At 68.6% G+C, this 14,847-nt stretch carries 11 protein-coding genes and 1 tRNA gene; 8 read left to right on the top strand and 4 right to left on the bottom strand.

Going from position 1 to position 14,847, the window contains the following annotated elements; all coding sequences use genetic code 11:
• Positions 1–67 precede the first annotated feature (67 nt).
• Positions 68–1,381, top strand: coding sequence for an MFS transporter (locus WDJ57_RS12815; protein WP_338901208.1), 1,314 nt, complete (start codon positions 68–70; stop codon positions 1,379–1,381).
• A gap of 69 nt (positions 1,382–1,450) precedes the next feature.
• Here WDJ57_RS12815 and WDJ57_RS12810 read toward each other — a convergent pair whose 3' ends face one another.
• On the bottom strand, positions 1,451–1,936 hold the full coding sequence (locus tag WDJ57_RS12810; protein WP_338901207.1) for a redoxin domain-containing protein: 486 nt from the start codon (positions 1,934–1,936) through the stop codon (positions 1,451–1,453).
• A 211-nt stretch (positions 1,937–2,147) separates the two neighbouring features.
• On the opposite strand from WDJ57_RS12810, the gene thiE reads away from it, so the two are divergent.
• The 6 genes from thiE to WDJ57_RS12780 all read left to right on the top strand — a co-directional run bounded on the left by thiE (position 2,148) and on the right by WDJ57_RS12780 (position 11,396).
• Positions 2,148–2,825: a thiamine phosphate synthase gene (gene thiE, locus WDJ57_RS12805; protein WP_338901206.1), complete on the top strand. Its 678-nt coding sequence runs from the start codon at positions 2,148–2,150 to the stop codon at positions 2,823–2,825.
• Positions 2,822–3,652 (top strand): hydroxyethylthiazole kinase, encoded by an 831-nt coding sequence (thiM, locus tag WDJ57_RS12800; RefSeq protein WP_338901205.1) that lies wholly within the window; start codon positions 2,822–2,824, stop codon positions 3,650–3,652. The genes thiE and thiM overlap by 4 nt, the downstream gene beginning before the upstream one ends.
• Positions 3,649–4,416: an SDR family oxidoreductase gene (locus WDJ57_RS12795; protein ID WP_338901204.1), complete on the top strand. Its 768-nt coding sequence runs from the start codon at positions 3,649–3,651 to the stop codon at positions 4,414–4,416. The genes thiM and WDJ57_RS12795 overlap by 4 nt, the downstream gene beginning before the upstream one ends.
• Positions 4,417–4,531: 115 nt before the next feature.
• A complete protein-coding gene (locus tag WDJ57_RS12790) occupies positions 4,532–5,929 on the top strand; it encodes an MBL fold metallo-hydrolase (RefSeq protein ID WP_338901203.1) in 1,398 nt (465 codons plus the stop codon).
• The gene (locus tag WDJ57_RS12785) at positions 5,926–6,207 is read left to right on the top strand and encodes a DUF3006 family protein (protein ID WP_338901202.1); all 282 of its coding nucleotides are present in this window, start codon (positions 5,926–5,928) and stop codon (positions 6,205–6,207) included. Before WDJ57_RS12790 ends, WDJ57_RS12785 begins: the two co-directional genes overlap by 4 nt.
• 149 nt (positions 6,208–6,356) lie before the next feature.
• Complete coding sequence (locus tag WDJ57_RS12780) at positions 6,357–11,396, top strand: PAS domain S-box protein (protein ID WP_338901201.1); 5,040 nt, start codon at positions 6,357–6,359, stop codon at positions 11,394–11,396.
• 15 nt (positions 11,397–11,411) lie between these two features.
• Here WDJ57_RS12780 and WDJ57_RS12775 read toward each other — a convergent pair whose 3' ends face one another.
• On the bottom strand, positions 11,412–12,806 hold the full coding sequence (locus WDJ57_RS12775; protein WP_338901200.1) for an FAD-dependent oxidoreductase: 1,395 nt from the start codon (positions 12,804–12,806) through the stop codon (positions 11,412–11,414).
• A 209-nt stretch (positions 12,807–13,015) separates the two neighbouring features.
• On the opposite strand from WDJ57_RS12775, the gene WDJ57_RS12770 reads away from it, so the two are divergent.
• Positions 13,016–13,375, top strand: coding sequence for an ArsR/SmtB family transcription factor (locus WDJ57_RS12770; RefSeq protein ID WP_338901198.1), 360 nt, complete (start codon positions 13,016–13,018; stop codon positions 13,373–13,375).
• A gap of 441 nt (positions 13,376–13,816) precedes the next feature.
• Here WDJ57_RS12770 and WDJ57_RS12765 read toward each other — a convergent pair whose 3' ends face one another.
• Both WDJ57_RS12765 and WDJ57_RS12760 read right to left on the bottom strand, forming a co-directional pair.
• The gene (locus WDJ57_RS12765) at positions 13,817–14,215 is read right to left on the bottom strand and encodes an ArsR/SmtB family transcription factor (protein ID WP_338901197.1); all 399 of its coding nucleotides are present in this window, start codon (positions 14,213–14,215) and stop codon (positions 13,817–13,819) included.
• A 193-nt stretch (positions 14,216–14,408) separates the two neighbouring features.
• Positions 14,409–14,484, bottom strand: a tRNA-Cys gene (locus tag WDJ57_RS12760).
• Between the last annotated feature and the right edge of the window lie 363 nt (positions 14,485–14,847).

The following is a 14,847-nucleotide window of genomic DNA, read 5'->3' as shown; positions in this document are numbered from 1 at the left end:
GGTGAGGTACCCGAAAGCGGTCGCCGCCAGCGAACCGTTTAGGCCGGCGGCGGCCGTGGAACGGACGATGGCCGAGTCCACCGCGGCGGAGTCCGAGGGCGACGCGGACCCGCTGGACTCTTTTCGCCAGTTCGTCGCCATGCCGCGGGACGTGCTGGTGCTCTCCGTCGCGATGTTCGCCTTCTCGCTTGGCTTCCAGATGACCACCCGCTACGTCCCCGAGTACATGCGCGTGCTCGGGGCCGGCCCGGTCGTTGTCGGCCTCTACAAGAGCCTCGGGGACCTCATCGGCGCGGTCTACCCCTACCCCGGTGGGGCGGTGTCGGACCGCGTCGGCTCCCGCGTCGCGCTGACCGTCTTCGGGTTCGTCTCCGCGCTCGGGTTCGCCTTCTGGCTGGTCGCGCCCGGCCTCTCACTTTCCCTCGGGCCGGTCACGATTCCGGGCTGGGTCTGGATTTTCGTCGGCCTGTTCCTGGTGCAGGCCTGGAAGTCCTTCGGCCTCGGCGCGACCTTCGCCGTCGTCAAGCAGAGTACCGAGCCCCAGCACCTCGCGGCCGGGTTCGCCTCGACCGAGACGTTCCGCCGGGTCGGCTTCCTGCTCGGCCTGCTGGCCGCCACCGCGCTGTTGGCCGTGACCGCCTCCTTCGTCGTCGGCTTCCAGGCCATCCTCGCCGTCGCCATCGTCTTCGCCGTCGCCGGCACCGTCGTCCAGCACTTCCTCTACGACTCCGCGGCCGACACCATCGGAAAATCCTTCGAAGGCATCGCCGGCATCCGCCGTGACCTCCGGGAGATGCCCGACCCGCTCCAGCCGCTGTTGCTCGGGGACACGCTCGTGCGCTTCGGGAACGGGATGATATACGCCTTCGTCATCTTCGTCATCACGGACATCTGGCAACTGGAGGCCACCGTGTTCGGCATCGCGCTCGGCCCCGCCGCCTTCTTCGGCGTCCTGCTGGCCGTGGAGATGGTGGTGGCGCTGCTCTCGATGTACCCCGTCGCCCGCCTCGCCGAGCGGACGGGGCTGAAACCCGTCGTCGGCCTCGGATTCGTCGTCTACGCCGTCTTCCCCGTCGTCCTCATCACCGCGCCGCCGGACCCGCTGGTCGTCGGCGCTATCTTCGCGTTCTCGGGGCTTCGCTTCGCCGGCCTCCCGGCCCACAAGGCGCTCATCGTCGGCCCGGCCGAGCAGGACACCGGCGGGCGCGTGACGGGCACGTACTACCTCGTCCGGAACACCGTCGTCATCCCCAGCGGCGTCGTCGGGGGACTGCTCTACGGCTTCGACCCGACCGTCGCCTTCGCCGTCGCCACGGCAATCGGCCTGCTCGGGACCGGACTCTTTCTGGTCTTCGGGGAGGAGTTCCCCGCCTACGCGTGAGGCCCCAGCAGCGCCTGCCGGTGGTCGGAGCGGCGTTACTCGACGCGAAAAACGGGCGCTCGGGTCCGGTCAGGCCGCTGCCTCGACCGCTTCCTCGACGGCGTCGAAGTCGGGCTGGTCGGCGGGTTCGTCGGCGACCCACTTGTAGGTGATTTCGCCGTCGGCGTCGACGACGAACACCGCGCGGTTCGCCAGGCCGTGGTAGCCGATGTCCGCCATGTCGATGGAGACGTCGTAGTCCGCGATTATCTCCTTGTTCGTGTCGCTTACCATCCCGAACTCGAAGCCGTTCTCGTCGCGGAACGCGTTCTGCGCGAAGGGGCTGTCGACGCTGACGCCGTACAGCGTCGCGCCCAGTTCGCGATACTGGTCGATGTCGTTCTGGAACTGCGCCATCTCCTGCTTGCACGGCGGGGTGAACGCGCCGGGGAAGAAGGCCAGGACGACCGGGGCCTCGTCGGCCAGGACGTCCGAGAGCGAGAACTCTGTTGTGTCGCCATCGCCGTGTGCGAGCGGTGCGGTGAAGTCTGGTGCGGTGTCGCCTACGTCTGGCATAGTGCGACCACCATTACGTGTGAGAGGTACATAACAGATTGGTTGAACGTCCGCGCACCGGACCGGTGACCGGTCACACCCGGGAGTGTGTGACGCTACGCCACGACGGCTGTGAAACCGGGCGAGGCAGGCCGAAAAACGGCATCTTCCTCGACCCGCCCGGAGAATCGTCAGTAGTAAAACCGCGTGGTGTGTACAGGTCGTCAGCGCTATGACTACGAATTTTGATACGTACCTGGTGACACAGCGCGACCTCTCCGCAGGTCGGAGCACGGAGGAAGTCGTCGAGGCTGCACTGGCGGGCGGCGTCGACGTGGTACAGGTCCGCGAGAAACACCGCAACGCGCGCGAGCAGCTTGCGGTCGCCCGCGCGCTGCGGGAGCCGACCGCCGAGGCTGGCGTGCCGCTCGTCATCAACGACCGCATCGACGTCGCGGTGGCGGCCGACGCCGACGGCGTCCACCTCGGCGACGACGACCTGCCGGTCGACGTGGCCCGCGAGCAACTGGGCGCGGACGCCATCGTCGGTCGCTCGGTCTCGACGGTCGAGGCCGCCGAGGCGGCCGAGGCCGCCGGGGCCGACTACCTGGGCGTCGGAGCCGTCTACGCGACCAGTTCGAAGGACGTCGACGAGGACAACCAGGCCATCGGCCTCGACGTCGTCGCCGACATCGCCGCCGCCGTCGATATTCCCTTCGTGGGCATCGGCGGCGTCACGCCCGAGCGCGCGCCAGAGGTGGTCGCTGCCGGCGCGGACGGCGTGGCCGTCATCTCCGCGATTACGCAGGCCGACGACCCCGGGGAGGCGACGCGGGCGCTGAAGGAGGCCGTCGCGGAGGGTAAACGCCGCCGCGACGGGACCGCCGCGGAGACGGGGGGCCAGGCATGACGGTCGACCTGGAGGGCAGCCTGAGCGCCGTCGCCGAGGGCTCGCCGCTGGTCAACGCCGTCACGAACAACGTCACGGTCAACGACGTCGCCCAGGTCATCCTCCACTGGGGCGGCCTGCCGGTGATGTCCGACGACGAGCGCGAGGTCGACGACATGGTGATGGCCGCACAGGCCTGTCTGCTCAACATGGGCACCGTCAGCGAGGAGGGCGAGGCCACGATGGTCACCGCCGGCGAGGCGGCCAACGAGAAGGGCATCCCGGTCGTGCTGGATCCCGTCGGCGTCGGCGCGACGCCGACCCGGGACCGCGTGGCAGAACGGCTGTCCGCGGACCTGGACGTGGCGGTCATCAAGGGCAACTACGGCGAGGTGACCGCGCTGGGCGGGGAGGCCGCCGACGTGCGCGGCGTCGAGTCCGTCGGCGAGTACAGCGACATCGCCACGACGGCCGTCGCCTGCGCCCAGAAGTACGACACCGTCGTCGTCGCCTCCGGCGAGACGGACGTGGTCGCGACGGCCGACGCGGCCTACGAGGTCACGGCCGGCGACCCCAACATGGGGACCGTCGTCGGCACCGGCTGTATGCTCGGAGCCACGCTGGCGACGTTTGCGGGTGCAATCGAGGACACCGAGGCGGCCGCGCTGGCCGGCACCGTCGCCTTCGGCCTGGCCGGGGAGGCCGCCGCGAACGGCGAGTTCGGGGAGTTCCACGGCCCGGCCAGTTACAACGTCGCGTTCAAGGACGCCGTCGCCGGCCTTCGCGAGACCGACTACGACCCCGCCTCGTCTCGCATCGAGCAGGTGCTCACCGCCGACGCGCAATGACGGCCGACGGGGGCGACGAATCGACTGCCGACCGCCCTGTCGCGCTCGTCACCGGAGCCAGCCGCGGCATCGGCGCGGCGACGGCCCACCGACTCGCCGACGACGGCTTCGACGTAGTTCTCGCCGCCCGGAGCCGGGACGACCTCGACGCGGTCGCCGGTGAGGTCGCCGACGACCACGGCGTCACCGTCCACGCCGTCCCAACGGACGTGACAGACGCCGAGGCGGTGGCGGCGCTGGTCGACGCGACGCTGGAGCGGTTCGGCCGCCTCGACGCCGCCGTCGTCAACGCCGGCACGGGCGAGCGCCGGAACGTCCCGCTGTCGGAGATGCCACTGGAGGAGTACCGCCGCGTGCGCGCGACGAACGTCGACGGCGCGTTCTACACGACGCGGGCCGTGCTCGACCCGCTGCGGGAGACGGGCGGGACGCTCGTCTTCGTCGGCAGCTACAAGGGGAAGTACCCCAGCACGTCGACGCCCGTCTACGCCGCAACGAAGTGGTGGCTCCGTGGGTTCGCAAAGAGCGTGGCCGGCCGCGTCGGTCCCGACGGCGTGGCCGTCTCGGTGGTGAACCCCACGGGCGTCCCGACGGACTTCGGCCGCGACGTCCGGGAGCGGAGCAACGCCGACCGACTCGACTCCGGGGACGTGCTCTCGACCGACGACGTGGCCGACGCCGTCGCGACGGCCGTCGCACAGGACGCGCCCGGTGCGGTCGCCGAACTCGACCTCTTCCGGCGGGACATCTACGAGCGGTTCTGATTCGACCGGTGCGGGGCGATGGGCGTCGCTTCGGCCGCCCGCGGACAGGCGACCCGGACGTATCCCGCAACCACCCCGGGCGAATCGTCTTTATCGTGCTCGGCGTACGGGGAGTGTGAAACTGCCCCGCACGCTCGCGGTCGTCTGTCTGACCGCGACGGTCGTCGTGTCCGGCTGTGCCGGTCTGGCGTCGAACACGACGGAGTCACCCGCGACTGCGACCGCGACCGCGGCCGACACGCTGGAGGTCCACGTCGTCAACGTCGGCCAGTCCGAGAGCCTCCTCGTCGTCGGCCCGACGGAGACCATGCTCGTCGACACGGGCAACTTCGCGACCGATGGCAGGTACGTCCGCCAGTACCTCCGCGAGCGCGGCATCGACCGCATCGACCACCTCGTCGTCTCCCACGCCGACGCGGACCACATCGGCGGCACCGCCGCCATCATCGAGTCCTTCGAGACCGAGGGGAAGGGAGTCGGGGCCATCTACGACCCGGGCATCGCCGCGAGCACGCGGACCTACGAGCGGTACCTCGACGCCGTCGAGGCCCACGACGTCCCCCTCTACGAGACGCGCGCCGGCGACCTGATAGACTTCGCCGACGCGGACGTCGACGTGTTCGGGCCGCCCGAACCCTACGTCGCGGGGCGGGACCGCAACGAGAACAGCATCGTCCTCGAACTCGTCCACGGACAGGCCGAGTTCCTGTTCACCGGCGACGCCGGCCGCCAGCGCGAGGCCGACCTCGTCGAGACCTACGGCGACGTGCTCCGGACGACCGTCCTCAAGACCGGCCACCACGGCAGCGCGAGCAGTTCCTCCGGCGTCTTCCTCGACGCCGTCGCCCCGGCCGCCGCCACGGTCTCCAGTTCGTACGAGTCGCCGTACGGCCACCCGGCGGCGGCCGTCCTCGACCGGCTGGCAGCACGCGCGATTCCCACGTACTGGACCGCGACCCACGGCACGGTTCGATTCACCAGCGACGGCCAGCGCATCACCGTCGCGACCCAGCAGACCGCGCCGACCGACCCGGCGAGACTCCGCGAGGCCGACCCGGTCGTGCCGGGGTCGACCGCGCCGCTGCAGCCCGTCGCGGTCATCTTCGCGGCCAACGGGACCGTCAGGGAGACGGCGGAAGTGGGGACGGTGGCCGCCGACGGCGGACCGACTCCGCCCGATGAGCCGCTTGCGCTGGTCACCGTCCACGCGGACGCGGCGGGTGACGACCGGACCAACCTCGACGACGAGTACCTCGTCTTCGAGAACCGGGGGACAGCGCCGCTGGACCTGTCCGGCTGGACCGTCAGCGACGCCGCCGGCAGCGTCTACACTGTCCCCGACGGCGTCACGCTCGACCCGGGCGAGCGGGTGCGACTGTCCACGGGCGACGGGACCGACACCGCGACGGCGCTGTACTGGGACGCCGGCCGCCCGGTCTGGAACAACGACGGTGACACCGTGACCGTGACCGAGGACACGGGGACGCCGGTCCTCACGGAGGTGTACGGATGAGACTCGACGGGCAGTACCGCGCCGTCGTCGACCGCATCGAGGACGGCCTGGCGGTGCTCGAAGTCGAGGTCAACGGCGACCTCCACGAACTGGTCGTCAACGCCGACTGCCTCCCCCGGGTCGCCCGCCGGGCCGACGCCGTGGTGGACGTCACGCTCCAGGACGGCACGTTGCGGGACGCGACCTACGACAGGCGCGCGACGCGACACCGGCGGCGACAGGCACAGACCCGCTTCGACCGCCTCTCGCGTCGTCTCCCGCGGGACGACGAGGAGTGACCGTCTGAACGTGCTCCAGCACGGCCCGGGGGGTTTCCCCGCCGGTGCGATAAAATTACAACCACATAATATACAAAATATTTACAGTTCTCGGAGTAGACGTATGACCCATGATTTCGGTGGGGCCCTCAACAGCGTCTGCCCTCCTCGTGGGAGACGGCTCACTCGCAGGGGAGCGGTCGCACCTGGAGTGCGAAAGCGGTCGGTCGATAGCGGTCGAGACTCTCGACGCGGGGAAGAAAGCGCCAGACGAGATTCCGGAGGGAGTGGACTGTGCAATTATCGACGGCGGAGCGTCCGGGGTCGACGCCGTCCCGTTGCTCGAACGCTGGACGGCCGAGCGCCCGGCGATGCCGGTCGTGTTCCTGGTCGACGAGCCGGGAAGCGACCTCGCGACCGAGGCGCTGTCGGCAGGGGCAGCCGAGACGCTCCCCCGGCGTATCGTCGCCGAATCGCCCGAACTGTTCTGTGAGCGGGTACGCTCGGTACTCGACCGCCACCACGCCGAGGAGAGTTTCAGGCACCTGTACGACAACGTCGCGGGGGTCGTGACCGTCCACGACCCGGACTCCGGGGAGTTACTGCACGCCAATCAGACCCTCTGTGACCTGCTGGGCTACGACCGCGAGGAGGTCCTCTCGATGCAGGTCGGCGAGTTCACCGCAGACGTCCCCGGGTACGACCAGGAACGGTCGACGAACATCGTATCGAGCGTCGCCGAGCGGGACGACCCGCTCGAAGTCGAGTGGCCGGTCACGACGGCCGACGGTTCGGTCCGGTGGATAGAGTCGCGGCTCAAAACGGTCCGCGTCGGCGGGCGCGAAGTCGTCCTCTCGACGTCCGTCGACATCACCGAGCGGCGGCGACAGGAACGGAGATACGAACGGATCTTCGACAACGTCAACGACCTCGTCTCGATTCACGACCCGTGGGCGGAGGAGATCGTCGACGTCAACGAACCGATGGCCGAGTTGACGGGGTACAGCCGCGAGACGCTGCTGGATATCGACATCGGCGGGTTCAGCGTCACGTCGGAGGGGTTCACCGGCGCTCGCGCCTACGAGATACAGCAGCGGGTCGCGGCGAACGACGAGGCAGAGACGGTCGAGTGGATGATACGGACCGCCGCCGGGGAGACGCGCCGGCTGGAGATAAATCTCGCACCGGCGACGATCGCCGGGCAGGACCGCGTGCTCGCGCTCGCCCGGGACGTGACCGAGCGCCACGAGTACGAACGCCGCCTCGAACGCGAACGCGACCGGCGGTCCGTGCTGTTCGAGAACAACCCCGACCCGGTGCTGCGGGTGAAGTTCGAGGGCGACGAGCCGGTGATTCGGGAGGTCAATCCCGCCTTCGAAGACGTGTTCGGGTTTCCGTCCGCGGAGGTCGTCGGCTCCACCGTCGCCGAAGCGGTCGTTCCGGACGCGGAACGCGAGGAACACGAGCGCCTCAGTAACAGGGTTGCCCGGGGTGAGTCGCTGGAGAAGGAAGTCCCCCGACAGACTGTCGACGGGATTCGCCAGTTCCGCTTCAGAGTTATCCACTTCAGCACCGATCCGGACGCCGACGACGCGACCGAGGCGTACGTCTGGTACACGGACGTGACCGAGCGAAAGCGCCGCGAGCGCGAGTACGAGCAGCTGTTTAACGGTGTCAACGACTCGATCACCGTCCACGACCCGGAGACTGCGGAGCTACTGGACGTCAACGAGGCGTTCTGTGACCTGCTGGGCTACGACCGCGAGGAGATCCTCGACATGGGAGTCGAGGGGTACAGTCCAGACGACGAGGGCTACACGATGGAACAGGCCCGCGAGTTCGTCCAGGAGGTTGTCGAATCCGACGAACCACAACAGACCGAGTGGGTAGTCGAGACCAGCGACGGGGAGAAGCGGTGGCTCGAAGTCAAAGGGACGACCGTGGAACTCGGTGGCGAACTCCGCTACGTGTCCATCGACCGCGACATCACCGAGCGCAGACGACGGGAGCGCGAGTACGAACAGATATTCAACGGCGTCCAGGGCGGCATCACGATCAACGACCCGGAGACTGGCGAGATCGTCGCCGTGAACGACAGCATGTGTGGGCTCCTGGGGTACGACCGCGAGGAGATCCTGGAACTGGGGATCGAGGGCATCAGCGCAGCAGAGCAGGGGTTCACGCCGGACCGAGCGAGGGAACTCGTCGACGAGGTGCTCGAAACCGGGGAGCCGAGACAGTTCGAGTGGGCGCTCGAAACCAGCGACGGCGAGACGAAGTGGCTGGACGTCAGGGGAACCGTCGCCGAGATAGGGGGCGAACGTCGGTATCTCTCCCTGACCCGTGACGTCACAGAGCGGCGACGGCGCGAGCGCGAGTACGAGCAGATCTTCAACATGGCCGGCGACGGGATCGTCATCCACGACCCCGAATCGGGGGAGGTCGTCGACGCCAACGAACAGGTCGCGGAGCTTCTGGGCTACGACCGTGAAGCATTTCTCGACCGGCCGCTCGCCGAGTTCCAGGCGACGGCCGAGGGCGCCAGCGGGAAGCAAGCCAGAGAGATGATCCGGGAGTCCGTCCGGGAAGGAGGACGAGAGTTCGAGTGGCCCCTGGAGACCGCGGACGGTGAGACGGTCTGGGTCCGGGCGAGACACGAGATCGGGGAGATCGAGGGCGAGCAACGGATCGTCGCGCTCCTGCACGACATCACGGAGCGCAGACGACGGGAGCGCGAGTACGAACAGATATTCAACGGCGTCACGGACGCGATTACGGTCCACGACCCGGAGACCGGTGAGGTGCTCGACCTCAACGAGACGATGTGCGAACTGACGGGCTACGACCGGGAGGAGTTGCTCTCGGAGGGACAGGACGTGCTCAACGTCGCCGAAGAGGGGTACTCCACCGAGCAGGCACGGGATATCGTCCGGGAGGTAATGGAGACGGGTGAGCCCCGGACCCTCGAGTGGCTGATAGAGCGCAAGGACGGCCAGCGGCGCTGGGTGGAGGTCAACGCGACCCCCGCGACGCTCAACGGGGAGGACCGGTACCTCGCCCTGATGCGCGACGTGACGGCCCAGCGACGCACGGAGCGCCGTCTCGGCGAGATACTCGACCGCATCGACGAGGCGATATTCATGACGCGAGCACAGGAGATCACCGACGCCTCGCAGTCGCCGGACTACGTGAGTTCGGGCTACGAGGATATCTGGGGGCAGTCGCTGGCGGACATCCGCGAGCACTACCGGGACGGCTTCTTCGGGACGCTCCACCCCGACGACGAAGGCGAGTACCGCCCGTTCGTCGATCGAATCGTCAGGGACATCGACGACGACAGTGCGGCCGACAGCTACTCCCACGAGTACCGAATCGAGCGCCCGGACGGGGAGGTCCGCTGGGTGCAGTCGGACTACTACCCGACCACGTGGGAGGGCGGGTTGCCGCGAATCGTGATCGTCAGCCGCGACGTGACCGAGCGCAAGGCGCGCGAGCGCCGGATGGCGTCGTTCGACGACGCGACCGACGACCTCGCGACGGCCGACACCCCCGCGGAGGCGACCCGAACGGCGGTCGAGGCCGCCACCGAGATGCTCGACCTCCCCGCCGTCGGTGCCTTCCTCTACGACGACGACGACGGCGTGTTGCGACCCGAAGTGCTCGCCGGCCCGATTCCGGGCGCGGTCAGTGCCGACCCTGTCGGCCCGGGCGACGGCCCGCTGTGGGAGAGTTTCGCGACCGGGACCATCGTCGCCCCGGACGGCGGGAACAGGGAGGGCGGATTCCCCGGAGCGGACGACGCGGCCCCGGCGGCGCTGGCCGACCTCGAAGCGTGGCGCGCACTCGCCCTCGGGAACCACGGCGTCTTGCTGGTGGGGTCGCCGGACAGTTCGCTCGCGCCGGAGACCATCCAGGCGTCGCACATGCTGGCGGCGACGCTGGAGGCCGCGCTCAACCACCTCAAGGGGCAACAGCGGCTCGCGGCACAGGAGGAGCAACTCCGGACCCAGACGGAGCGCGCCGAGCGACTGGACCGGATCGCCCGCCTGACACAGCAGGTGGAGGCTGCCATCACGGACGCGACGGACGCCCGCGAGGTCGAACGGGCGGTCTGCGAGCGCCTGGCGAGTTCGGGGCCGTACGACCTCGCGTGGATCGGCGGTCTGGAGGTCGGCACCGACCGACTCACCGCCCGCGCGGTCGTCGGCGGGTCGAACCAGTACGTCGCGTCGATGGACCTCTCGACGACGGACGACAGCGCGGACCCCCACCCTGCGGTCGCGGCCTGGCGGACCGACGAGGTGCGGGTCGCGGACTCGCTGGTCGGCGACGGCCTGGCCGACGACTGGCGACAGCACGGTCTCGCGGAGGGGTACCAGTCGCTCTGTGCCGTCCCACTCAGCTACGACGGCATCACCCACGGCGTGTTGACCGTCGGGACCGACTCACCCAACGCCTTCGGCGACCGCGAGCAGGACGTGCTGGCACAGCTCGGCACCTCGATTGCGAACGCGCTGGCGGCAATCGAACGGCGGCGCGCGCTGGAGTCCGACGAGACTGTCGAACTGGAGTTTCGCGGCGCCGGCGACTCGCTCCCGTTCGCCCGGGCGGCCGACGCCGCCGACTGCCGCGTCAGGCACGAACGGACCGTCGCGAGACAGGATGGCCCCGTGAGCGTCTACTTCAGTTTCGAGGGCGACGCGCCCGACACCGCGGGCGAAATCGCGGAACGGACGCTGCCGGGGTCCGTCGACGTTGTCGCCGACGAGTCTTCCGCGACGCTCGTCGAGGTCCGTACTGACGACTGGTTCGGCTCCCCACTCGCCGAGTACGGCGGTGTGCTGCGGGACGCCTGGGCGACCCCCGAGGAGACGACCATCGCAGTGGAGGTGCCCCAGCAGGCCGACGTCCGCTCGTTCGTCGACCGGCTACAGGTGGTCGCGCCGTCGGTCGAACTCGTCGCCAGACGCCAGCACAGAACGCGGGACCGGACGCCGGCGGAACTCAGCGAGCAGGTCCGGACGGAACTCACCGACCGGCAGTTCGAGGTGCTGCAGACCGCCCTCTCGGCGGGCTACTTCGAGTGGCCGCGCGACAACGACGGCAGCGACGTCGCGGAGCGACTCGACATCACGCAGCCGACGCTGAACAAACACCTGCGACTCGCCGAGAAGAAGATCTTCAGCCTGCTGTTCGACGACGACACGTGAGTCCCCGGCGTCGACCTACCGAAATCCGTCCCGCTGGAGCGACCCCAGCCTTGAATCGAGCACCGGACCGAGGGCGACCGTCCGGAGCACGCCGACGGTCCCGAGCGGTGACGCGAGCGCCTGCGAGACCGGATACGCGTGGTCCTGTCGGGCCGTCTCGGCTCGCCGTCGGACTGTCGTGACCCGGCGGCTCCGTCGGGCCGCGTAGGCGTCGACGACGTTCGCGACGGCGGGATGGTCACGGGTCAACTCCGAGACCAGCGCGAGCGCGTCTTCGAGTCCGAACGACACCCCGAAGCCGCTGGCGGGGGCCACGGGCCAGGCCGCATCGCCGCAAAACGCCACGCGGTCAGCGCCCCACCGCGACCGGGCGGCGTCTCTCTCGGGGAAGCGAGCCTGCCGGACCGTCGCCGGACCGGTCCTGGCCCGGTCCACATCGAGCGCCGCCCGCTCCGAATCCGCCAGCACGTCCCCGACCTCGTCGACGACTGCCCCGAGGTCGTGACGGGGAGTCGTGAGCCCGAGGATGGTTCCCGACTCCGTCGGACACGGCGTCCGCTGGACGAGAGCGTCCCCGAGCCAGCGGTCCCGAAGGGCCCCCCCGTCGAGAGTCTCCCCCTCGACGTGGAACTCGCAGTGGGTCAGCGCCGCGGGTTCGGAGTGTTCCGTTCCGGGGGGTCGAAACGACGTGCGCGGGCGGTCGGTGGCGACGACGAGGTCGAACCACTCCTCGATGCCGTCGCCGAATTCGACCGCGAGGCCGCCGTCACGCCGCTCGACGGCCGTGACAGTCCGGTCCTGCCGTCTCTGTCCGTCGGGGAGGCGCTCCTCGAGAGCCCGACGGAGACGCCGGGTCGGGAAGAGGACTGCCGGGGACCGCCCCGGGGGCCGCTCGTCCGGTGCGACTGTGGTGTGTTCCTGCCCCGCGTCCGCGGACTGTACTGTCACGCTGTCGACGACGGTCCCCTGACTGCGAAGCAGTTGACCGAGGCCGAGCGCGGCGAGGAGCCGCCCCGCGGGCGGCCACAGGTAGGTTATGTGATGTGTCTCCTCCCGACGGGGGGGTGCAACGAGTAGCGGGTCGTAGCCTGCCCGCCGGAGGAGGTGGGTGAGAGCCAGTCCGACGATTCCGTCGCCGACGACGAGAACCTGGCGGTCAGTGTCCTCCCGCAGGCCGTCGGCCGCGGGAAGCAGGTTCCGTCTCGGCACGGACTGCGTCGAGAGGTCGCCGTGGGAGGCATCCGACTCCCCGGGAGCGCTCGACTGCTCGTCGGCGGGACCGGCTGTCGAACTGGGTGGGTGTCCGGTCCCGCCGGTCGTCACGTCCCATCGCTGGCCGGAGTAGCTGGCGAACCGACACGACGCGGCTGCTACGGGAGGGCTCGATTGCAGCAACGGACTCTCTTGCATCGGGGTAACCGGCGCTTCGGCCGGCACTTACCTAAGTAGTCCAGACGTGTTTCACCCAGCGAAACACGCGCGGAACACAGGCGTGCGGACTGTTCCCGTGCGAATTACCCCCGCAGCTATATGCCTAGCCACCGGGGTTTCGGGAGGCAACGTCAGTTGCCGGTATCTTTGGGGAGTGAGCGGTACACAGAAAGTCCAAGAACAGAGCAATGTCACTCAGACAGCCGACACCCGCTGGGTCCGTCGAGCGAACCGCCCCGGAGATGACGCCGTCCTCCGAAGAGATACTGGGTCTGCTGGACGCCGAGTACACGCAGTCGATTCTCGAAGCGACGCAGACCGAAGCGAAGTCCGCGCGAGCGCTCGCCGAGGAGTGCGATGCGTCCCGGACGACTGTGTACCGGCGGTTGAACAGCCTGGAGGACGCCGGTCTCGTCGAGTCGAGCATGCTCTACGACGCCGACGGCCATCACCGGACGGTGTTCGAAGCCACGCTCGAAGCAGTCTCGTTCAGCGTGACGGCGAACGGCCTCTCGGTGACGATCACGAAACGCGGCGACGGACAGTGACGGTCAGCGGACGCCGCTGGTGAGAGGCGGTCCCGGGTGAGGCGCTGCCCGGCGGTGTTTCAGTGCTCGAAACACTGCGACCCGGTTGATATTCCCCGGGCACCAATCGACGACTACCCGCCCCGTTCGGAGGCGGGTCCGAGAGTATCCGACAGTTCCCCGCATCACTGCCCCACTCCCCTCACACTGCCCCCACTTTTCACTCGGGAACGGCCGTCCGAAGCGCACCGAGTTGCCGACCCCTCACGTCGTCGAAAGACCGACGTAGAACACGAGACGTCGAAGGAACCTGGCGAGAGACGCCGTCACGGTCTGCTGTCGAAAAGTACGGGTCGGCCAGTCCGGGACGTGCCACGGTCCACGTCCGGATGCTGTGGCGAGAACGACGCGCAGGCGCTGTAATGGGTCCGTCGGTTTCGGGTGACAGCGGAGCAGGGTACCTCAATCACTCACCTTCTGCGGGTGCTCCATCGGAGTCATCTGTCTGACTTCGTCGACCTGACGCGCGTTACCTGCGATCAACACCAGGGAGTCCCCCGCCGGGGCGTACACGTCCATCTCTCTCCCCTTCTCGGAGTACCACTGGTCGACGACCTCCACGAGGCCGGCCTCGACGAGATTTTCGAGGTGATAACTGACGTTCTGTATCGACGTGTCCTCGTACGCGGCGAGTTCGGACTGCGTTGCCGGACTCTCGTACAGTTGGTCGAGTATCGAGCGCGCGAGCTCCGACGAGAGCACCGAGAAGACGGAATTGGTCTCCTGGTCCGCCAGGCCCAGAACTAACGAGTCCTCGTTCGACACCTCGACGTCCGGTTTCCGTGGGAGGAGCTGGTTCATGTGTACTGTCACGTCCTCCCCTCATAGAGCCTCTGTCACTACGATGGTTGACGCCGCCGCGACCACCGGCTAGATAGATTGCCCGGGGACACGCAACGGAGCACCTATCGTCGCTATCGCAGTTGGCGAGGCATGCGACCACCGAACGGCCGTCGGACGGATTCCTGGCGCGTGGAGTGGTCGGGTTCGAAAAAGCCAAGGCCCGGATTTGAACCGGGGGTGATCCGCTCTGCAGGCGGACGCGTTCGGCCAGACTCTGCCACCTTGGCGCACCTAACTCTACCCAGTTTCCGCCTAAAACCGTAACGGTACTGCTCCGGGCCGGCGCACTCCGGCGGCGGCCGTGGGTATGTGACACAAACTTCAAGTAGATTTATTGACCATCCACCGCTCAATACAGGGTACACAGAACGTCAGGACGGCGTTCACACCACATTCGAGGTGACACCGATGCGCAACACCCCCACACCGACGACGGACGCGGCTGCTAGCCGCGCCGCCGCCGGGGTCGAAATTTTCGGGGGCGTCACGGCGCTACCGGTGTCCACCCGGACCGAGGGCTTCGGCGTGCAGCAGCCCGACGCCGGACCCCGCTGAACCTCGGTCCCTTGCCCGGATAACCGTCTCCCGGT

It is taken from the genome of Salinibaculum sp. SYNS191, from assembly GCF_037338445.1.
Classification (GTDB): domain Archaea; phylum Halobacteriota; class Halobacteria; order Halobacteriales; family Haloarculaceae; genus Salinibaculum; species Salinibaculum marinum.
This window is presented reverse-complemented; position numbering and strand designations above follow the sequence as displayed.